This is a genomic window from Bradyrhizobium sp. SZCCHNR1002 (assembly GCF_032381435.1).
Taxonomy (GTDB): domain Bacteria; phylum Pseudomonadota; class Alphaproteobacteria; order Rhizobiales; family Xanthobacteraceae; genus Bradyrhizobium; species Bradyrhizobium aeschynomenes.
Genome location: NZ_JAUHIS010000001.1, coordinates 1,280,902 through 1,300,018 on the forward strand (window position 1 = coordinate 1,280,902; position 19,117 = coordinate 1,300,018).

The window sequence follows — 19,117 nt, forward strand, 5'->3', positions numbered from 1 at the left end:
GGCGCTTGCGCCGTCCATGATCTGGCTCTGACCATCGGCACAGCGACATGATCAGCATTGCCAGCGTTTCCGGCAACGGCCAGCGCCAGCTCGTCGAGGTGCTGGCCGGCCACGCCACAAGATGTCGCCGCTGCCTGAGGGAGCCGTTGAAGACCCCCAGCATCGGCGGCATGAGCTTCGCTGCGCTCGCAATGACAACGGAAAGACTGGCGCGTGCCCATGCCGGGACATTGCGCCGCACCCGGGCAAACGACCTCAGCGTGTTGACGACTAATTCATCCCGCTGCGGTAAATTGCGCTCCGGCGGGCTTTGTTTGGCCGGTGACCGGCCGCGCCTGCCGGCATATTTCTCATTTTCCTTCAAACCTTTAAACAGCAGGTCGACATCATGAAGGCCTATTTCATCGGCGGTGGCATCGGCTCACTCTCAGGCGCAGCGTTCATGATACGCGACGGCGGCGTGGCCGGGCGCGACATTACCCTGTTCGAGAAACGCCTGCCCTATGGCGGCAGTCTCGACGGCGCCAGGCTTGCGGACGGCTCCTACTCGATGCGCGGCGGGCGCATGCTGACAACAGAGCAATACGAGTGCACCTGGGATCTGCTTTCGACGATCCCGAGCGCTTCGCAGCCGTCCGAGAACATCCTCAGCGAAACCGAGATGTTCAACAAGCTGCACGTCACGCATGCGCAGGCGCGGCTGGTCGACCGCAACCGGCACAAGGTCGACGTCTCCACCATGGGATTCTCGATGCAGGACCGCATCGAGATGACCAGGCTTACCGAAACTTCGGAGGACAAGCTCGGCAACTCGCTGATCTCCGACTGGCTGTCGCCGCCGTTCTTCACCACGAATTTCTGGCTGATGTGGCAGACGGCGTTCGCGTTCCAGCCGTGGCACAGCGCGGTCGAATTCAGGCGCTACATGCGCCGCTTCATGAACGAATTCCCGACGATGAATACGCTCGGCGGCGTCAAGCGCACGGTCTACAATCAGAACGACTCGATCGTGAAGCCGCTGATGCGCTGGCTTCAGGAGCACGGCGTCAACTTCGTCGGCGGCGCCGATGTCACCGACATCGCGCTCGTCACGGAGAACGGCAGGCATCGCGCCACGCGGCTCGACCTGACGCAGAACGGCGCCAGCCGCAGCATCGAACTCGCCCCCGACGATCTCGTGTTCTACACGGCGGGCTCGATGACCGATGCGACCAGCCTCGGCAGCCATGACAGCGCGCCGAAGCAATTGACCAAGGAGGACAGCCGCGGCTGGGCGTTGTGGGAGAAGCTCGCCGCCGGCCGTCCCGAGTTCGGCAATCCCGCGATCTTCAACTCCAACATCCCGGAATCCAGCTTCGAATCCTTCACGGTCACCTGCCGCAATCCGCGCTTCTTCGATGCGATGCAGAATTTCAGCGGCAATGTCGCCGGCACCGGCGCCCTCGTGTCCTTCACCGACTCCAACTGGCTGATGTCGATCGTGCTGTACACTCAGCCCTATTTTCCGGACCAGCCGGAGGGCATCCAGATCTTCTGGGGCTATGGACTCTACCCCGACCGCGTCGGCAATTTCGTGCCCAAGCCGATGTCGGAATGCACAGGCGCCGAGATCCTGAAGGAGCTGTGCGGGCATCTGCGCTTCCCGCTCACCGTGTTCGACGAGGCCACCTGCGTGCCGTGCTGGATGCCCTACATCATGAGCGAGTTCATGCCGCGCAGCATGGGCGACCGGCCGCTACCGGTGCCGGCCAATTCGCAGAACCTCGCCTTCATCGGCCAGTTCGTCGAGCTGCCGGAGGATGCCGTGTTCACCATCGAATATTCGGTGCGCGGGGCCATGCACGCGGTGTATCAGCTCATGAACATCGATCGCGCCATTCCGCCGGTCACACCGTGGGACAAATCGCTGAAGGTGCTGGCGCAGGCCGCCATCAAATCCTTCGCCTGACCTCGCGCGCGAGATTGTGATCGTCAGTGGCCTGCCGCGGTTGATCTGAATCAGTTCCGTCGCGACACACGGCCGCTAATCCCCGGATCGGTACAGACGATCCGGGTGAACCATCATGAAGGCCTATTTCATCGGCAGCGGCATCGGCGCGCTGGCAGGCGCGGCATTCCTGATCCGCGACGGCGGCGTGGCAGGACGCGACATCACGATTTTCGAAAAGCATCTGCCGTTCGGCGGCAGCCTCGACGGCACGCAACTGCCCGACGGCTCATTCTCGCTGCGCGGCGGCCGCATGCTGACGACCGACCACTACGAATGCACGTGGGACCTGCTCTCGACCATTCCCGGCGCGAGCGATCCCAGCCGCACCGTGCGCGACGAAACCATCGCCTTCAACAGGGACCACGTCGCGCATTCGCAGGCGCGCCTCGTCGATCGCAACCGGCACAAGATCGACGTGTCCACGATGGGATTCTCGATGCAGGACCGGCTCGAGCTGGTCAGGCTGACGGAGGCGTCCGAGGAAAAGCTCGGCAAGTCCCGCATCACCGACTGGCTGTCGCCGCCGTTCTTCACCACGAACTTCTGGTACATGTGGCAGACGACGTTTGCGTTCCAGCCGTGGCACAGCGCGGTCGAGTTCAAGCGCTATCTGCATCGCTTCATGAACGAGTTTCCGCGCATCGAGACCTTGGCCGGCGTCAAGCGCACCGTGTTCAATCAGTACGATGCGATCGTGGTGCCGCTGGTCAAATGGCTCGAGGGTCACGGCGTCCATTTCGCCGGCGGCGTGGATGTCACCGACATCGCGATCGAGACGGAGGGCGGCAAGCACGTCGTGAAGCGCCTCGAGCTCGATCGCAGCGGCAGGCCGGAGACGATCGCACTTTCGAGCGACGACCTGGTCTTCCTGCAGAACGGCTCGATGACGGACGCGACCAGCCTCGGCACCCAGGATGCGCCGCCGCCGCGGCTCAGCAAGCAGGACAGCCAGGGCTGGGCGCTGTGGGAGAAGATCGCGAGGGGGCGTCCGGAGTTCGGCAATCCCGCCGCGTTCAACTCATCAATCCCGGAATCCTGCTGGGAGTCCTTCACCGTCACCTGCCGCAATCCGCGCTTCTTCGACGCGATGGAGACGTTCAGCGGCAACGCGGCCGGCACCGGCGGGCTCGTCACCTTCACCGAGTCCAACTGGTTGATGTCGGTCGTGCTGTATCACCAGCCGCATTTCGCCGGTCAACCTGACGATGTGCAGGTGTTCTGGGGCTATGCGCTGCATCCCGACCGCATCGGCAATTTCGTTGGGAAGGCGATGGCCGATTGCGGCGGCGCCGACATTCTCAAGGAGCTCTGCGGTCACCTCAACTTCGATCTGGCGGTGTTCGAAGCGGCGACCTGCGTGCCCTGCCGCCTGCCTTACATCACCAGCATGTTCATGCCGCGAAGCAGGAGCGACCGCCCGCTGCCGGTGCCGGCGAATTCGAAGAACCTCGCTTTCGTCAGCCAGTTCGTCGAGATCCCCGACGACGTCGTGTTCACGGTGGAATATTCGGTGCGCGCGGCGCAGATGGCGGTCTATCAGCTGCTCGGCATCACCCGGGCGATTCCGCCGATCACGCGCCATGACAAATCGTTCCGCGTGCTGATCGAAACCGTGGAGAAGGCGTTCGCGTAGAACCGGAGCGCTCCTCTCGCATCCGCAAAAACAAGCGCGCCCGGATCAGGCTTGATCCGGGCGCGCCTTGCAGGACATGAGACGCCGGTGCGTCTCTATGCATCATTCCGTGAACTTATCAGTAGCCGAGCAGCGCGAGACCCACCCAGCCGACGGCGAATAGCGACACCACCGACGTTGCAGCGGCGAAAACGGACAGCGAAACTTTCAAAGTCCTGAGGACCATACGCGCCTCCTTGAACGACAATGAGCAGCACATCGAGGTGAACCCCGACATCCGTCTGAAATTTCCTGAAAACCCGACTCTGCGGCGAGTCGAACACCAGGTTGGTGCGCGCGTGCGCGCAAAGGTTCAATGCCAGGGTGTGGGCCCCGGCTTCTCCGGCGCATCAACGCGAAGGCACAGGCCCCGGTTCCGCGGATGGAACTGGAACCTTTCAAAAGTGCGCCGGCACTGGTCGAAACGGATCGACGAACGGGCCGCCGCAGGTCTTCAGACGGACGGGCCGCCTCGAACGCTATTTCAACGGTAGGAACAGGTCAGCCACCGTCTCGTGCTCTGGAACCTCCGGGAAGAAGCTCAGCCGCTGGCAATAGATCGGGAAGTCACGGGCCTCCTCGCCGCTGGCCGGAAGCCAGTCGCGATAGAGAAAGAGGGCGGCCGGCTCCAGATTGTGGGTGTTGCCGACGACGCGAAGCACGGCGCAGCGTCCGCCGGGGATCTCGCCGGCCTTGACGTCCTCGCCATGCGCCGCGATCGGCTGGTCCGTCCCGACACAGAGGTCGACGCTGTAATCCGCAGGCGATGCCGGACGACGCTCGGAGCGCCAGACATTGAAGGTCGGGCTGATCCTGGGGTGCAGGCCGGCGGTCTTGCGCCACGCGATGAAGCGCTGGATCGTGGCGCCGAGCGTCGCCGGATCGCCGCGGTGCTCGATGATGGCCACGCGCGTGGCAGGCACGTCGCGCACCGTGACGTCATGGGCGGTGAAGGTTTTCTGCATCAGCTTGCTCCTCGCATCGTCGAAAGGCCCGAAGGCCGCAAGCCACAGCTCCCAGTCGGGAGACTTCCGAAACGACGACGGCGTCTGCCCGAACCGTTGCCGAAAGGCGCGGGCGAAGGCATCCGGTGCGTCGTAGCCGGCATCCATCGCGACATCGGTGACGCTCTGGGCATCGCTGTAGGCCAGCTGGTAGGACGCACGCTTCATACGGGCGAGCTGGATGTAGCGATGCACGGACAGACCGAAGGTCGCGGTGAACTGCCGGTGGAAGTGATATTTCGAGTAGGCTGCGATGCCGCTCAGCGTATCGAGATCCAGATCATCGTCGAGGTGCCGGTCAATGTGATCGAGCACCCGTTGCATCCGGGCATGGTGGTTTCGCAGCGCCGCCTTCATCGTTCCGAGCTCCGTGGCAGCACAAGCTAATCGCGCCCGGATATCGCGCGCTCGACCGATCTTGCGGCGTTGTCGAGGGTGCAGAGCGCGCTGGTGGTCTCCGGCCCGTGTCAGGGATCGACGGCGGTCACGGTCCAGAACGAAGCGGGCACCATCACGCCGTGCGCCTTGGCGTACCGCCCGAGCGCCTTTCTCACCGCCGATGTCGCGGCCTCCGCCGCCTCGGTCGGTTGCCCGGCGACGGCGCGGCCGGCGGGCCCGATCGCGAGCGCCGTCTGCACGGCGGCATCGAGACCGCCGCCGGCGCCGAGATCCAACGCGACGTCGCAGCGCTCGAGGCGGACGCGGCGCAGCCCCGCGTCGGTCAGCACCTTCTCCACCCACTCGGCCGTGCCGAACGCAAAATCGTCCGGCGCGTGCGGCCGCAGACCCGGCAGCTTCGGCACGTGATCATAGGCCGCCTGCAGCGGCTCCAGCGCCCATGGGTTGTCGCGCAGCTCACCCCAGCAGGCGAATGCGACCCGCCCCTCGGAGCGCAGGGCCGTGCGAATGTTCAGCACGGCGCGCACGGGATCGGCGAAATACATCACGCCGAGACGCGAGATCACCAGATCGGCACTCGCGGCCTTGAAGTGATGCACCATGGCATCGGCCTGCACGAAGCTGACGGGCGCCTCGGCCGGCGCCTGCTCATGTGCCGCGGTCAACATGGCGGCGGAGACGTCGAGGCCGAGCACGCTGCCGCCCCGGCCGACCTGGTCCGCCGCGGCGATCAGCGTGGCGCCGCAGCCGCAGCCGATGTCGAGCACCCGCTCGTTCGGCTGAATGGCCGCCCGCTCCAGCAGCGCGTCCTGCACCGGCGCCAGCATCGCATCCAGCTCCGCCCGCCGCGCCACCCAACGCTCGCCGCCCGCGCCGTTCCAGAAGGCGATCTGCTCGGCGTTCTCGAAATGGCCAAAAGAGGTATCGACGACGGCGGCGTCCATGAGGAACTCGACAGCAATGACAGAAACGAAAATGGCCTCTGACGCGAGCCAGCGCACCGGGAGCCGCCGCGGAGTTTAAGCAGCCGTCAGCACGTTGAAAAGCCAGTGTCGCTGAGAGCATGCACGCGTTGATCGCTCCAACGCGTTTGGCGTCTTGCTGCTGTCTCGCGAGATCATCTTGCCAAGCGGCTTCTCTCCACGCCTTGATCACGCCCCGTCAGCCCGACCAGACAGGCTTGGTCGGCTCAATCGGCTTCCGCTCGGTCAGCCTGCCTTCGTCAGCCTCGCGCTCATCTTTAACGGAAGGTCAGCCGCTGCTTCTGGAAATGGAGGCCGATGGTTTGCTCGAAACCGTCAACCTGCTGAGGCCTTACGTCGAATTGCTCTGATCGCCGCTCGGGACAAAGCGAACTCCAACGAGCCAGATCGCATCTCGAAAAATGGTCGGAGCGGCGGGATTCGAACCCACGACCCCTAGTCCCCCAGACTAGTGCGCTAACCGGGCTGCGCCACGCTCCGATGGCCGATCCTGTAGCCGTGATCGGGATGGGATGCAAGGTACGGCGGGCGGGTTTCGTGGGGGCTCATGGAGGGAGCGGAGGTTGGCGCCCCTCACCCCTGCCCCCTCCCCGCAAGGGGGAGGGGCGCAGCTCGTCGCGCGCTCTCTGCTCCGAAACCTTGGGATCGGGGGTGAGCCAAGGCGCGATGCGCGCCGAAGCGAACGAATCCGCCCGTTGGCACGCGGAGGCTCCCTCAGACCTCCTTCATCGCGCGGTCGAGCAGCGCGCGGCAGTCGACGAGCTCTTTGAGCACGCCTTCGAGCTTTTCGCGCTCCTCCGGCTTCATGCCGGCACGGGTGGGCGGGCCGACACGGAAGGTGTCGAGAATGTCGTCCTCGGTGTCGACGAAGCGGAAATCGATGCCCTCCTCCTCGGAGGCCTCCTCCTCTTCATCCTCCGATTCGACCTCCTCCTCGCTGAGCGGCTCCTCCTCCATCATCGCCTGGCCGAGGGTCTCCTCGAGCGCGCCGAAGGAGACGGCCGCGGAGGTATCCGCCAGCCCCTGGACCGACTTGACGCCGTGTTCCTTCAGGATGCGCTGCACGCCCTTGATCGTGTAGCCTTCGCTGTAGAGCAGACGGCGGATGCCCTTGAGAAGATCGACGTCGTCGGGCCGGTAATAGCGCCGGCCGCCGCTCCGCTTCATCGGCTTGATCTGGGCGAACCGCGTCTCCCAAAACCGCAGCACGTGCTGCGGGATGTCGAGCTCCTGCGCGACCTCGCTGATCGTCCGAAACGCATCGGGCGCCTTGTCCAAATGCCCGTTCCCCTTCGATCGTGCTGCCAAGAAACGCGACGACTACGCTGACGATATTGGACGAATTGAACGCATGCGACGCCGACTCCGGCCCTCAGGCCACGCCGAACGGCCCTATTCCGGCTCGGCGCCGAACTCGGCGCTGGCCTCGCCGTTCATCTTGCCGGAGGCCGGCTGGCCGTTGATGCGCTGCTTCAGGATCGCCGACGGCTTGAACACCATGACCCGCCGGGGCGAGATCGGCACCTCGGTGCCGGTCTTGGGGTTGCGTCCGATGCGCTGACCCTTCTTGCGCACCATGAACGACCCGAACGACGACAGCTTCACCGTCTCGCCGCGCTCCAGGCAGTCGGTGATCTCCTTCAAGACCAGCTCGACGAACGCAGACGACTCCGTCCGCGACAGTCCGACCTTTTGGTAGACGGCCTCGCAGAGATCGACGCGTGTAACTGTTTTTCCGGTTCCCGCCATCGCCTGCCCCACACTCACGGCGAATAATTCGGCCCGGAAATTAAGAGGTTAAGCGGCGATGGTCAACAGCAGCGTGAACGGAACTGCATGCCGCAGCGCAGGTCGTCCCAAGCAATCTCGTCCGGCGGAATGGCTCACCAGCGCACCAGCGCCGAGCCCCAGGTGAAGCCGCCGCCCATGGCCTCGAGCAGAACGAGGTCGCCCTTCTTGATGCGGCCGTCCTTGACGGCGACGTCGAGGGCCAGTGGAATCGAGGCAGCCGAGGTATTTCCGTGCCGATCGACCGTCAGGACCACCTTTTCGGGGGCGATGTGCAGCTTATGTGCGGAGGCGTCGATGATTCGCTTGTTGGCTTGGTGCGGCACGAACCAGTCGATGGTCTCGGCCGACTGGCCGGTGGCCTCGAAGGCATCGACGATCACGTCGGTGATCATGCCGACGGCATGCTTGAACACTTCGCGGCCTTCCATCCGGAGATGGCCGACCGTCTGGGTCGAGGACGGACCGCCGTCGACATAGAGCTTGGATTTGTGGCGGCCGTCGGAGCGCAGATGGGTGGTCAGCACGCCGCGGCCGGCAGCGCCCTCGCCCTGCTGCTGCGCGTCCAGCACCAGCGCACCGGCGCCGTCGCCGAACAGCACGCAGGTGGTGCGGTCGTTCCAGTCGAGGATGCGCGAGAAGGTCTCCGCGCCGATCACCAGCGCCCGCTTGAACGATCCGCTGCGCAGGAAATTGTCGGCGGTCGCCAGCGCATAGACGAAGCCGGAGCACACCGCCTGCAGGTCGAAGGCCGCGCCATGATTGATGCCGAGCCCGTTCTGCACGGCCACCGCGGTGGCCGGAAAGGTGTTGTCCGGGGTCGAGGTGCCCAGCACGATCAGGTCGATCGATTGCGGATCGACGTCGGCTGCGGCGAGCGCGGCGCGGGCGGCATTGATCGCGAGATGCGACGTGAACTCGCCGTCGGCTGCGACATGGCGCTCACGGATGCCGGTGCGCTGAACGATCCACTCGTCGGAGGTCTCGATGCGGCTTGCCAGCTCGGCATTGGTCACGACCCGCTGCGGGAGATAGGAGCCACAGCCGAGCACGACCGAACGAATTGTCACGAGACAGCCTCCTGGGCGACCGGTTCGGACGCCAATGCGCCGCCGTCGCGATTGAGTGTTTGAGTGATCTTGGTCAGGAGATCGTAGCGGGCCATCTCATAGCCAACCCGCACGGCCGAGGCAAAGCCCTCGGCATCGGTTCCGCCATGGCTCTTGACCACGATGCCCTTGAGCCCGAGCACCACGCTGCCATTGGACTTGCGCGGGTCGAGCCGGGCGCGCAGCGCGGCAAAGGCGCCGCGCGCGAAAAGATAGCCGATCCGGGCCAAAAAGCTGGCCTGGATGGCGCCGCGCAGGAATTCCGCGACCTGGCGCGCCGTCCCCTCGGCCGCCTTCAGCGCGATGTTGCCGCTGAAGCCTTCGGTCACGACCACGTCGGCCGCGCCCTTGCCGATGCCGTCACCCTCGACGAAGCCGATATAGTCGAGCTGCGGCAGGTTCATCGCGCGCAGCTGCTCGGCCGCCTCGCGGATCTCCTCGTGGCCCTTGATCTCCTCGACGCCGATGTTGAGCAGGCCGACGGTCGGCCTGGGCTTGTTGAACAGCACGCTCGCCAGTGCGCCGCCCATCACCGACAGCGCCACCAGATGCCGGGCGTCGCCGCCGATCGTCGCGCCGAGGTCGAGCACGACCGATTCGCCGCGCATCGTCGGCCAGATCGCCGCCAGCGCCGGCCGGTCGATGCCGTCGAGGGTCCGCAGGCAGAACCGCGCCATCGCCACCAGCGCGCCGGTATTGCCGGCGGAGATCGCGACGTCCGCCTCGCCCTTCTTGACGGCCTCGATCGCCATCCACATCGAGGAGGTTTTCCGGCCGCGCCGCAGCGCCTGGCTGGGCTTGTCCTCCATGCTGACGGCGACGTCGGTGTGAACGACGCGCGAGACCGCCTTCAGCCGCGGATGCCGGTCGAGCTCGGGAGCAATCTTGGCACTGTCACCGAACAGCAGAAACTCCGCGTCCGGATGGCGGCTCAGCGCAATCGCAGCTCCGGGAATGACGACGGCCGCGCCGAAATCCCCGCCCATGGCGTCCAGCGCGATTCGAACCTTTTGAGGCATGACGTCCCGGAAACCTGATCTCGAGCTTGATCTCGTGTTGGCCTTGACTCGCTTGGCCTTGCTTAGCCGTGTTTTGGTGGTCGTTCAGAGGCACTGCACGGCCAGGGGAGAGTTGAGGCACAATCCCACAGCCGCCGAGCATTTTCGTCGCACCCCGACCCGGCGCGACAATAGCGTCTCTCCGTGTCGAAACAACCTCCCGGCGGCGACGGATTTTGCAACCGCGGCGGTGCAAGGAGCGGGAGACGGATCGGTCTTTGCCATCGAAATCAGCAACTTGAGCCGAATTCGGGAGGCTTCGTGACAGGACGGGAGCGCGGCCGGCCTGCACATTCAGACATCAATCCTCACCCGTTTTCTTCGCTTTGGCCGGGCCGGACGTTGCGCCGCCGGCGGATTTCAACGCCTTCAGCGCCGCAAACGGGTGATCCTCCGGGTCGGCGGCCTCGGCCGGCTGCTCGAACGCCGCGCCCGGCTTGCGCGGATAGGGGTCAATCCCCAGGAACAGCGCATCGGCGGCCAGCCGCCCGAGATCGATCTGGCCATTGACGATCGGCTCGGGCGGATCGGCCGTATCGACCTCGCTGTTCGGGTCGTCCTCGACGAACTCGGCCAATTCCGGAATGTCTTCCGGCGGTGCGAACATCTGGTCGATCGGCTCGTCGATCTCGGTCTCGATCGGATCGAGCGTCACCACGCAGGTCTGGCCGATCCGGGCGCGCACCCGGCCTTCGACGTGCACCTTGCCGTCACGCTTCTGGACCACATCGAAGGCGGCGTGCGCCGACATCACCTCGCGCAGCTCGCCCATGACCGCGAGCGCGCTTCGTGTGGCCGCGTCCGCCTCGATCTCGCGATGAAGCCCGGCGTCCGGGATCTGCGCCACGATCACCGGCGCGGCCCGCCAGGGATCTTTTGTCGGATCGCGGCCGGGGTCGCGGGAAATGTCTCTGTCTCTGCTCATGTCGTTCAGTCCTGCTGCACCGGGCGCGGGAAGCTCCAGGTCGCGCCGAGCAGCTTGTTGTCGTCGAGGGTGGCGAGGTGCGCCGCCACCCGTCCCGCATAGGCGGCGAGTTCCGCCGCGCTGTCCGGATGCTCTCCATTCAAGATATTCTTCTGCAGCGCCTCCGCCAGCCGGGCCTCGCTTTCCGACCAGGCGAGATCATAGGCGGCAGTGCGGCCGTAGAAGGCCTCGCCGAATTTCTGCATGCGCTTGGGCACGGTGAGGTCGCCAACCCCCATCTCGCGCAGATTGTCGTCCATGTCGGCGCAGAACCGGTCGAACAGCGCCTGCGACAGCTCCGCACCGACCCCGCGCAGCCGGCGCAGCACCAGCCAGAGGTGCAGAATCAGCAGATCGAACCGTCCCTCGACCGTGTCGGGGACATTTAAGTGTCTATAAAACAACGGTTCTCGGGTTTGCGCCACGATCGTGCCATAGATCGGCTCGATGGTCCCGCGCGGGGACGGTCGCAATTTCCTGAGATGGTTGAATGGCCAGAGCATGAAGGTTCCGCGGCTGAGTTTTCCCGACCCGGTTCGGACGGCATGTTGCAATCCGCAAGTTTGCCCGGTACGTCAACGCCCTGCCCGACGCAAGGGGACGGGATCCGATCTTGAGAAGATGACCCAGACAATGCGAACGACTGCCAGCCTGCTTACCCGTGGCCTCCGCACCCGTCTGCGCACTGCCGGCGCCATCGCGCTGACCTGTCTGGCGCTGGCCGCCTGCACCGGCGAGCAGTTCCAGAAGGGCTACATCATGCCGCCCGGCGCGCTGGAGCAGATCCCGATCGGGGCGAGCCAGGACCAGGTCCTGATCGTGATGGGCACGCCATCGACCGTCGCCACGCTCGACGGTGAGGTGTTCTACTACATCTCGCAGCGCGCCGAGCGCCCCGTCGCCTTCATGAACCAGAAGGTGGTCGATCAGCGCGTGATCGCGGTCTATTTCGACAAGAACCGCCAGGTCCGCCGGCTCGCCAATTACGGCATGAAGGACGGCAAGATCTTCGACTTCGTCAGCCGCACCACGGCGACCTCCGGCCAGGAGCTCAGCTACCTGACGCCGCTGTTCAAGCTGCTCAGCTTCAACTGATCCAGCGCCGATCGCCGTCGTCCGGAATATGATTCCGGGCCACGGCACAAAATGCGCTCGCTGCGCTGATTGGCGCAGCATGCGCGTGATCCATGCGCTTGCGCTGGCGCAGCAACCTTCCCTACCCTGCGACAAAACAACAGCAGGGAGGAATCATTGGCTCATCGCACCGCGCTATCGCGCCGCAAGCTTCTCACGGGCGCCGCCGCGCTCTCGACCGCCGCCATTCTTCCGCGCACGAGTCTCGCCGACTGGCGCCCCACCGAGACGGTGAAGCTGATCGTGCCGGCCGCGCCCGGCGGCAGCACCGACGTGATGGGCCGGCTGCTCGCGGCGCATCTGCAGACGGCGTGGGGACAATCGGCCGTGGTCGAGAATCGCTCCGGCGGCGGCGGCACCATCGGCACCGCCGAGGTCGCACGCAACACCAAGGGCGACGGCTCCACCATCCTCATCGGCAATCCCGGCCCGAACGCGATCGCCTATTCCATCTTCCGCAACCTCGCCTACAAGCCGGATCAGCTGCAGGCGGTGTCCAACATGATCCGCATCCCGAACATCGTCTCGGCGCATCCCTCCACCGGCATCAAGTCGATTCCCGAGCTGATCGCATTTCTCAAGGCTAATCCCGACAAGCTGAACTACGGCTCCTCCGGCGTCGGCCAGAGCCCGCACCTCACCGGCGCATGGTTCCTGCAGCTCACGGGATTGAAGATGACGCACATCCCGTTCCGCGGCGCCGGCCCGGCGCTGCAGGCCGCGCTCGCCGGCGACATTCAGATCCTGTTCGACAATCTGTTTCCATCGCTCCCGCAGATCCAGGACGGCAAGCTGACCGGGCTCTGCGTGACGACGCCGGAGCGCAGCGCCAATGCACCTGACCTGCCGACCATGCGCGAGAGCGCGCCGGAGCTGGCCAAGTTCGACGTCTCGTCCTGGTTCGGCGTCTTCCTGCCCAAGGCCTGCCCGCCCGAGATCGTCACCGCGCTGAACCTGCAGGTCAAGGCGATGCTGGAGCGCGAGGACATCCGCAAGAATATCGCGGCCATGGGCGCGCGGGCCGACTACGGCACGCCGCAGCAATTCGGCGACTTCGTGCAGGCAGAGACGAGCAAGTTCGCGTCCATCATCCAAAAGGAAGGCCTGCAGATGGACGCGCAGTGACCGGCACGCCGGATCCCGCCGGCTGCGATCCAGCATGCAGTAGCCCGATACAGTCCATGGTGTAACGGCACCTTAAGCGGGGTGGTGCGATAGATGGCGGCCGCGTGTCTTTGATCTGGTTTTTGGATACCGTCAGCGGATGCCGGGCCTCTTCCCTCCAAAGAGGCGGCCCGGTGACCGTCCGAGGGGCAGGCACCGGCGATGTCCATCGCATGAGCCCGCGTCTTGCCAAATAGCGTCCTGCATCAGCTCGAAGACATTCTTGCCAGCCGCTACGTCTCGCGGCGCGCGGAAATCCTGGAACGCGTGACCGACCTGTTCGTGGTCGGCTCGGGCAAGTTCAACGAAGAGCATGTCGATCTGTTCGACCACGTGCTGTTCAAGCTGCTCGATAACGTGGCGATCGCCGCGCGCGCGGAACTCGGCAGCCGGCTCGCGGTGCTTCCCGATGCGCCGCCGCGCCTGATCAAGCACCTGGCCGCGGATGAAACGATTGCGGTTGCCGGTCCGGTGCTGCGCCAGAGCGACCGGCTTGATGAGACTACGCTGGTCGCGGCCGCACAGACCCGTGGCCAGGAGCATCTGCTTGCCATCTCCGGCCGCAAGACCCTGACCGAATCCGTCACCGACGTGCTGGTCGATCGCGGCGACCAGGCCGTTGTTTCGAACACCGCGAACAATGACGGCGCCCGCTTCTCAAATCACGGCTTCTCCGGCCTCGTGACCAAGGCCTCCGATGATCCGGGCCTGGCGCTGAAGCTCTGGAGCCGCCCCGACAGCCCGCGCGAAGTGCTGGTCCGCCTGTTCGTCGAAGCCTCTGATGCCGTGCGCAACCAACTCGCCAGTGCCGACGCGGCGCGCTCCGAGATCGTCGAGCTCGCCGTCGCCCAAGCGTCGGGCCATATGCAAGCCGCGGCGCGGACGCGCTCGAACGATTTTGATCATGCCAAGGCCTATGTCGAGCAGCTCCACGCCACCGGCCAACTGCACGAGGCGCAGCTGCACGGCTTTGCCAAGGAAGGCAGCTTCGACAAGGTCACGCTGGCGCTGTCCCTGATGTGCAAGCTGCCGCTCGATCTGGTCGAGCGCGCCTTCGTCCGCAAGCAGCCGGACCAGCTCCTGGTGATCGCCAAGGCGCTCGACCTGTCCTGGGTGACGACGACGACGCTGCTGTTCATGCAGGCGCATGTCAGCGGCAGCGCGCGCCCGCAGCTCGATCAGCACCTGGCGAGCTTCACGCAAATGCAGCCGCGCATGGCGCAGAGCATGCTGCAAAGCTATCGGACACGACAGCGCGCGGCGGAGTAGTCTTTCTCAACAACGAACCGAGTTCAAATCAAAGCCCCGCGGCTCACACCGCGGGGCTTTGTTTTCGGACCACGACTACTCAGTGCGCCAGGATCGCCAGTAGCAGCAGGGCCACGATGTTGGTGATCTTGATCATCGGGTTCACCGCCGGGCCCGCCGTGTCCTTGTAGGGATCGCCGACGGTGTCACCCGTGACGGCCGCCTTGTGCGCATCCGAGCCTTTGCCGCCGAAATGGCCGTCCTCGATGTACTTCTTGGCATTGTCCCAGGCGCCGCCGCCGGAGGTCATCGAGATCGCAACGAACAGGCCGGTGACGATGACGCCGAGCAGCATGGCACCGACGGCCGAGAACGCCGCCGACTTGCCAGCCGCGCCACCGCCCGCGATCGCGTAGATCAGGAAGTAGACGACGATCGGCGACAGCACCGGCAGCAGCGAGGGAATGATCATCTCCTTGATCGCCGCCTTGGTCAGCAGGTCGACGGCCTTGCCGTAATCCGGCTTGTCCGTGCCCTGCATGATGCCCGGCTTCTCGCGGAACTGCCGGCGCACCTCCTCGACGATCGCACCTGCGGCGCGGCCGACCGCGGTCATGCCCATCGCGCCGAACAGATACGGCAGCAGGCCGCCGAACAACAGGCCGACCACGACGTAGGGGTTGTTCAGCGAGAAGTCCGGCTTGATGCCCGCGAAGTAAGGATGCTTCGCGGAGTCGGCGATGAAGAACTGCAGGTCCTGATTATAGGCCGCGAACAGCACGAGCGCGCCGAGACCGGCGGAGCCGATCGCGTAGCCCTTGGTCACCGCCTTGGTGGTGTTGCCGACGGCGTCGAGCGCGTCGGTGGACTTGCGGACCTCCTTGGGCAGGCCGGCCATTTCGGCAATGCCGCCAGCGTTATCGGTGACCGGACCGAAGGCGTCGAGGGCGACGATCATGCCGGCCAGCGCCAGCATCGTCGTGGTCGCGATCGCGATGCCGAACAGGCCGGCGAGGCTGTAGGTGACCAGGATGCCTGCGATGATCACGATCGCTGGCAGCGCGGTCGATTCCATCGAGATGGCGAGGCCCTGGATCACGTTGGTGCCGTGACCGGTCACCGAGGCCGCCGCAATCGACTTCACCGGGCGGAAGTCGGTGCCGGTGTAGTACTCGGTGATCCAGATGATCAGGCCGGTGACGACGAGGCCGACGACGCCGCAAACGAACAGCGCGGTGCCGGTGTAGTCGACGCCGTCGAGCTTGCCGAAGCCGATCAGCCACCCGATCGCAATCGCGACACCGGCGAGCGACAGCACGCCGGTCGCGATCAGGCCCTTGTAGAGCGCGCCCATGATCGACTGGCTGGCGCCGAGCTTGACGAAGAACGTGCCGGCGATCGAGGTGATGATGCAGATGCCGCCGATGGCGAGCGGCAGGGTCATCATGTTGGCGAGCAGCGACGACTTGGCGAAGAAGATCGCCGCGAGCACCATGGTGGCGACCGCGGTCACCGCGTAGGTTTCGAACAGGTCGGCGGCCATGCCGGCGCAGTCGCCGACATTGTCGCCGACGTTGTCGGCGATGGTCGCGGGGTTGCGCGGATCATCCTCGGGGATGCCGGCCTCGACCTTGCCGACGAGGTCACCGCCGACGTCGGCGCCCTTGGTGAAAATGCCGCCGCCGAGACGGGCGAAGATCGAGATCAGCGAGGCGCCGAAGCCGAGCGCGACCAGCGCATCGATCACGGTGCGGCTGTCGGGCGCGAGCTTCATGAAGCCGGTGAGGATGCCGAAGTAGATGGTGACGCCGAGCAGCGCGAGACCGGCGACCAGCAGGCCCGTGATCGCGCCGGCCTTGAAGGCGAGCTCGAGGCCGCCAGCGAGCGAAGTGATTGCGGCCTGCGCGGTGCGGACGTTGGCGCGCACCGAGACGTTCATGCCGATGAAGCCGGCGGCGCCGGAGAGGATCGCGCCGATCGCAAAGCCGATCGCGACGAGCATACCGAGGAAATACGCAAGGAGCACGAAGATCACGACGCCGACTAACCCGATCGTCGTGTATTGGCGGCGGAGATAGGCCTGAGCGCCCTCGGCCACGGCCGCTGCGATTTCCTGCATGCGCGCATTGCCGGCGTCCGCACTGAGCACCGATTGTGTGGCCCAGATCGCATAGACGATCGACAGCGCTCCGCAGAGCACGATCACCCATAAAGCTGACATTTAGTTTCCTCGGCTCTTTGCTTTTCTAACTACGTCACGCCGCGATGGTGCGACGCACGCCCCCTGTCAGGCCGCTCCGGGCGGAGCCGCCTCGAACGTCATGGACCTTGCCAAAATCGCCATGATGACGCAACGCCGCGACGCCTGAACCGCTCCAAATTCAGACGCTTCTTTGGTCGCAATGTGCGGTTGCGAACAAATGTCAGAAGTGACTGAAGGACAGGCGCGTCAGCGCAACTGGACGGCCCTGCCCGTCCAGGAAGCGCGGCGGATGCGATCCTTCGGCGATGGCGCCGAGTTCGGTCAGGTCCACGCCGGCCGTCGTAGCTGCAGCGCGGAATGCTTCGCATTGCGCTGCGGGAACGGTGCAGAGGATCTCGTAGTCGTCGCCGCCCGAGATCAGCGTTTCCAGTTGGACCGATCCGGCAGCGAGAAGCTGTGCAGCTGCTGTTGAGATCGGAACACGTGACAGATCGATGTCGGCGCTCACGGAAGAGGCAGCACAAAGCTTGGTCAGGTCGCCGGCCAGGCCATCAGAGACGTCCATCGACGCTGTCGCGTAGTCCCTCACCGCCGCCGCCAGCCCGCAGCGCGGCTGCGGCAGGCGATAGCGGCCGATCAGCATATCCCGCGCGGCGGGATCGGCGTTCGGCGCGCCCGCCTCTGCTCTGCCCTGAAGAATGCGCAGGCCGAGCGCAGCATCGCCGATCGTGCCCGTGACCATCACCCGGTCGCCGGCACCCGCTCCAAAGCGGTGGACCATCCGGCCCCGGGGGACACGCCCCCACGCGGTGATCGAGATCATGACAGGTCCCGGCGTGGACACGGTGTCGCCGCCGAGCAGCGGGCAGCCGAACGTCGCGGCGTCCTCGCCGAGACCGCCGGCGAAGGCGGCGAGCCAAGCTTCATCTGTCCGGCGCAGCGCCAGGGTCAGCAGGAAGCCAGCCGGCACCGCGCCCTTGGCCGCGAGATCGGACAGGTTCACCCGCAGCGCCTTGCGCGCGACCGTATCGGGCGGATCGTCCGGGAGGTAGTGAACGCCCTCGACGATGGCGTCGGTGTTGACGACGAGGTCGTCGCCCGAGGCCGGAATGATGGCGGCGTCGTCGACAAGGCCGAACGCGCCGGGGTCGGTCGCCAGCGGCTTGAAGTAGCGGGCGATGAGGGAATCTTCGCCGGACGGAGCTTGGGTCATCGGCGCCCTCCCTGCACTCCGCTGTCATCGCCCGGCTTGACCGGGCGATCCAGTACGCCGCGGCCCCTCGGTATCCCCCCGACGTCTCTGGAATACTGGATCACCCGCTTTCGCGGGTGATGACAGTTGAGCAAGCACGCTGGCACCGCGCCGGTTCGCAACAGCCCTGCTGCGGCCCGGCTCACCACCTACTTCGGCCCCATCTCGTCGCCGCGATACTGCCTGGCCAGTTGCTCGAGCACGGCATTGACCATGCCGGTTTCGTCGCGCTCGACGAAGGCGTGGGCGATGTCGACATATTCGGACACGACGACGCGGGCCGGAATGTCCTTGCGCCGCTCCAGCTCATAGGCGCCGGCGCGCAGCACCGCGCGCAGGATCGCGTCGATCCGCTGCAGCGGCCAGCCGCGCTCCAGCGCGGTATCGAGCACCGGATCGATCTTGGTCTGGTCGCGCACCACACCGGAGACGATGTCGCGGAAGAACGCGGCCTCGGCGGGCAGATACTGCTCGCCCTCGACCTCGTTGCCGAGCCAGTGGCTCTCGAATTCGGCCAGGACGTCGTTGATCCCGGCGCCGGCGATATCCATCTGGTAGAGCGCCTGGACAGCGGCGAGACGCGCGGCGCCGCGGCGGTTGGCCTTGCGGTCGTTGTTGGCGCGGATCGGGCCCTTGAAGGGTTTGTTCTCGGCCATGTCAGCCTCGCGCCAGGCGGCGTTTGATGCGCAGCACGGCCAGCGCAGCCCGCGCGGCATCGCCGCCCTTGTTCATCTCGGACACGCGGGCGCGCGCCCACGCCTGGTCCTCATTGTTGACCGTCAGGATGCCGTTGCCGAGCGGCAGGCCGCGGGCGACCGAGAGGTCCATCAGCGCCCGCGAAGATTCCTGCGAGACGATCTCGAAATGGATGGTGTCGCCTCGGATGACGCAACCGAGCGCGATCGCGAGATCATAGGGCTTGCCGGTCTTGGCCGCCGCATCCAGCGCGATCGCGATCGTCGCCGGGATCTCCAGCGAGCCGGTGACAGTGAGGACGTCGTAGCTCACACCGGCCGCCTTCAACTCGGCGGTGGCGCCCTCGAGCATCGCGTCCTGGATGTCGTCGTAGAAGCGCGCCTCGACGATCAGCGCGCGAGCGCCGGTGATGTCGGTCTGGTCTTTCAGCGGCGCGCGCCGTGCGTCTGCCAT

Annotated in this window: 19 protein-coding genes and 1 tRNA gene; 7 read left to right on the forward strand and 13 right to left on the reverse strand. The window is 65.6% G+C overall.

Annotated features, from left to right (window positions below):
- The first annotated feature begins 47 nt into the window (after positions 1 to 47).
- From QX108_RS05710 to QX108_RS05720, 3 genes are all read left to right on the forward strand, one after another.
- Positions 48 to 392: a hypothetical protein gene (locus QX108_RS05710; protein ID WP_315780536.1), complete on the forward strand. Its 345-nt coding sequence runs from the start codon at positions 48 to 50 to the stop codon at positions 390 to 392.
- Positions 389 to 1,948, forward strand: coding sequence for an oleate hydratase (locus QX108_RS05715; protein ID WP_315780534.1), 1,560 nt, complete (start codon positions 389 to 391; stop codon positions 1,946 to 1,948). Before QX108_RS05710 ends, QX108_RS05715 begins: the two co-directional genes overlap by 4 nt.
- Positions 1,949 to 2,063: 115 nt before the next feature.
- The gene (locus QX108_RS05720; protein ID WP_315780532.1) at positions 2,064 to 3,623 is read left to right on the forward strand and encodes an oleate hydratase; all 1,560 of its coding nucleotides are present in this window, start codon (positions 2,064 to 2,066) and stop codon (positions 3,621 to 3,623) included.
- 518 nt (positions 3,624 to 4,141) lie between these two features.
- Here the strand turns inward: QX108_RS05720 and QX108_RS05725 are convergent.
- The gene (locus QX108_RS05725) at positions 4,142 to 5,023 is read right to left on the reverse strand and encodes an AraC family transcriptional regulator (protein ID WP_315780530.1); all 882 of its coding nucleotides are present in this window, start codon (positions 5,021 to 5,023) and stop codon (positions 4,142 to 4,144) included.
- A gap of 110 nt (positions 5,024 to 5,133) precedes the next feature.
- Positions 5,134 to 6,009, reverse strand: a complete 876-nt coding sequence (locus QX108_RS05730; RefSeq protein WP_315780528.1) for a class I SAM-dependent methyltransferase — start codon at positions 6,007 to 6,009, stop codon at positions 5,134 to 5,136.
- A 236-nt stretch (positions 6,010 to 6,245) separates the two neighbouring features.
- Here QX108_RS05730 and QX108_RS05735 point away from each other — a divergent pair, with 236 nt between their 5' ends.
- Positions 6,246 to 6,398: a hypothetical protein gene (locus tag QX108_RS05735; RefSeq protein WP_315720494.1), complete on the forward strand. Its 153-nt coding sequence runs from the start codon at positions 6,246 to 6,248 to the stop codon at positions 6,396 to 6,398.
- Between the two features lie 52 nt (positions 6,399 to 6,450).
- Here the strand turns inward: QX108_RS05735 and QX108_RS05740 are convergent.
- From QX108_RS05740 to QX108_RS05770, 7 genes are all read right to left on the reverse strand, one after another.
- A tRNA-Pro gene (locus QX108_RS05740) sits at positions 6,451 to 6,528 on the reverse strand.
- Positions 6,529 to 6,762: 234 nt separating this feature from the next.
- Positions 6,763 to 7,326, reverse strand: coding sequence for a MerR family transcriptional regulator (locus QX108_RS05745; RefSeq protein WP_315720495.1), 564 nt, complete (start codon positions 7,324 to 7,326; stop codon positions 6,763 to 6,765).
- A 114-nt stretch (positions 7,327 to 7,440) separates the two neighbouring features.
- Entirely contained in the window at positions 7,441 to 7,797 is a 357-nt protein-coding gene (locus tag QX108_RS05750) for an integration host factor subunit alpha (RefSeq protein WP_172109709.1), read from the reverse strand.
- Positions 7,798 to 7,931: 134 nt separating this feature from the next.
- The gene (locus QX108_RS05755) at positions 7,932 to 8,906 is read right to left on the reverse strand and encodes a beta-ketoacyl-ACP synthase III (RefSeq protein WP_172109710.1); all 975 of its coding nucleotides are present in this window, start codon (positions 8,904 to 8,906) and stop codon (positions 7,932 to 7,934) included.
- On the reverse strand, positions 8,903 to 9,964 hold the full coding sequence (gene plsX / locus QX108_RS05760; protein ID WP_315780525.1) for a phosphate acyltransferase PlsX: 1,062 nt from the start codon (positions 9,962 to 9,964) through the stop codon (positions 8,903 to 8,905). The genes QX108_RS05755 and plsX overlap by 4 nt, the downstream gene beginning before the upstream one ends.
- Positions 9,965 to 10,304: 340 nt before the next feature.
- Positions 10,305 to 10,928 (reverse strand): DUF177 domain-containing protein, encoded by a 624-nt coding sequence (locus QX108_RS05765; RefSeq protein ID WP_315780523.1) that lies wholly within the window; start codon positions 10,926 to 10,928, stop codon positions 10,305 to 10,307.
- A 5-nt stretch (positions 10,929 to 10,933) separates the two neighbouring features.
- Positions 10,934 to 11,470, reverse strand: coding sequence for a ubiquinol-cytochrome C chaperone family protein (locus tag QX108_RS05770; RefSeq protein ID WP_315780582.1), 537 nt, complete (start codon positions 11,468 to 11,470; stop codon positions 10,934 to 10,936).
- A 130-nt stretch (positions 11,471 to 11,600) separates the two neighbouring features.
- Here QX108_RS05770 and QX108_RS05775 point away from each other — a divergent pair, with 130 nt between their 5' ends.
- From QX108_RS05775 to QX108_RS05785, 3 genes are all read left to right on the forward strand, one after another.
- Positions 11,601 to 12,062 carry an outer membrane protein assembly factor BamE gene (locus QX108_RS05775; RefSeq protein ID WP_172109714.1) on the forward strand — a complete coding sequence of 154 codons (462 nt, stop codon included), beginning with the start codon at positions 11,601 to 11,603 and terminating at the stop codon, positions 12,060 to 12,062.
- A 156-nt stretch (positions 12,063 to 12,218) separates the two neighbouring features.
- A complete protein-coding gene (locus QX108_RS05780; RefSeq protein ID WP_315780521.1) occupies positions 12,219 to 13,226 on the forward strand; it encodes a tripartite tricarboxylate transporter substrate binding protein in 1,008 nt (335 codons plus the stop codon).
- 225 nt (positions 13,227 to 13,451) lie between these two features.
- Positions 13,452 to 14,534 carry a DUF2336 domain-containing protein gene (locus QX108_RS05785; protein WP_315780519.1) on the forward strand — a complete coding sequence of 361 codons (1,083 nt, stop codon included), beginning with the start codon at positions 13,452 to 13,454 and terminating at the stop codon, positions 14,532 to 14,534.
- Between the two features lie 79 nt (positions 14,535 to 14,613).
- Here the strand turns inward: QX108_RS05785 and QX108_RS05790 are convergent, their stop codons facing one another.
- From QX108_RS05790 to ribH, 4 genes are all read right to left on the reverse strand, one after another.
- A complete protein-coding gene (locus QX108_RS05790; RefSeq protein ID WP_315780517.1) occupies positions 14,614 to 16,734 on the reverse strand; it encodes a sodium-translocating pyrophosphatase in 2,121 nt (706 codons plus the stop codon).
- A 202-nt stretch (positions 16,735 to 16,936) separates the two neighbouring features.
- Positions 16,937 to 17,929, reverse strand: coding sequence for a thiamine-phosphate kinase (gene thiL, locus QX108_RS05795; protein ID WP_315780515.1), 993 nt, complete (start codon positions 17,927 to 17,929; stop codon positions 16,937 to 16,939).
- 188 nt (positions 17,930 to 18,117) lie between these two features.
- A complete protein-coding gene (gene nusB / locus QX108_RS05800; RefSeq protein WP_315780513.1) occupies positions 18,118 to 18,624 on the reverse strand; it encodes a transcription antitermination factor NusB in 507 nt (168 codons plus the stop codon).
- 1 nt (position 18,625) lies between these two features.
- Entirely contained in the window at positions 18,626 to 19,117 is a 492-nt protein-coding gene (gene ribH / locus QX108_RS05805; RefSeq protein ID WP_315720504.1) for a 6,7-dimethyl-8-ribityllumazine synthase, read from the reverse strand.

Bases quoted from the DNA above. Each gene is read 5' to 3' on its own strand.
- QX108_RS05710 (WP_315780536.1), top strand. From the start codon at position 48: ATGATCAGCATTGCCAGCGTTTCCGGCAACGGCCAGCGCCAGCTCGTC.
- QX108_RS05715 (WP_315780534.1), top strand. From the start codon at position 389: ATGAAGGCCTATTTCATCGGCGGTGGCATCGGCTCACTCTCAGGCGCA.
- QX108_RS05720 (WP_315780532.1), top strand. From the start codon at position 2,064: ATGAAGGCCTATTTCATCGGCAGCGGCATCGGCGCGCTGGCAGGCGCG.
- QX108_RS05725 (WP_315780530.1), bottom strand. From the start codon at position 5,023: ATGAAGGCGGCGCTGCGAAACCACCATGCCCGGATGCAACGGGTGCTC.
- QX108_RS05730 (WP_315780528.1), bottom strand. From the start codon at position 6,009: ATGGACGCCGCCGTCGTCGATACCTCTTTTGGCCATTTCGAGAACGCC.
- QX108_RS05750 (WP_172109709.1), bottom strand. From the start codon at position 7,797: ATGGCGGGAACCGGAAAAACAGTTACACGCGTCGATCTCTGCGAGGCC.
- plsX (WP_315780525.1), bottom strand. From the start codon at position 9,964: ATGCCTCAAAAGGTTCGAATCGCGCTGGACGCCATGGGCGGGGATTTC.
- QX108_RS05765 (WP_315780523.1), bottom strand. From the start codon at position 10,928: ATGAGCAGAGACAGAGACATTTCCCGCGACCCCGGCCGCGATCCGACA.
- QX108_RS05770 (WP_315780582.1), bottom strand. From the start codon at position 11,470: ATGCTCTGGCCATTCAACCATCTCAGGAAATTGCGACCGTCCCCGCGC.
- QX108_RS05775 (WP_172109714.1), top strand. From the start codon at position 11,601: ATGCGAACGACTGCCAGCCTGCTTACCCGTGGCCTCCGCACCCGTCTG.
- QX108_RS05790 (WP_315780517.1), bottom strand. From the start codon at position 16,734: ATGTCAGCTTTATGGGTGATCGTGCTCTGCGGAGCGCTGTCGATCGTC.
- thiL (WP_315780515.1), bottom strand. From the start codon at position 17,929: ATGACCCAAGCTCCGTCCGGCGAAGATTCCCTCATCGCCCGCTACTTC.
- nusB (WP_315780513.1), bottom strand. From the start codon at position 18,624: ATGGCCGAGAACAAACCCTTCAAGGGCCCGATCCGCGCCAACAACGAC.
- ribH (WP_315720504.1), bottom strand. From the start codon at position 19,117: ATGGCAGACGCACGGCGCGCGCCGCTGAAAGACCAGACCGACATCACC.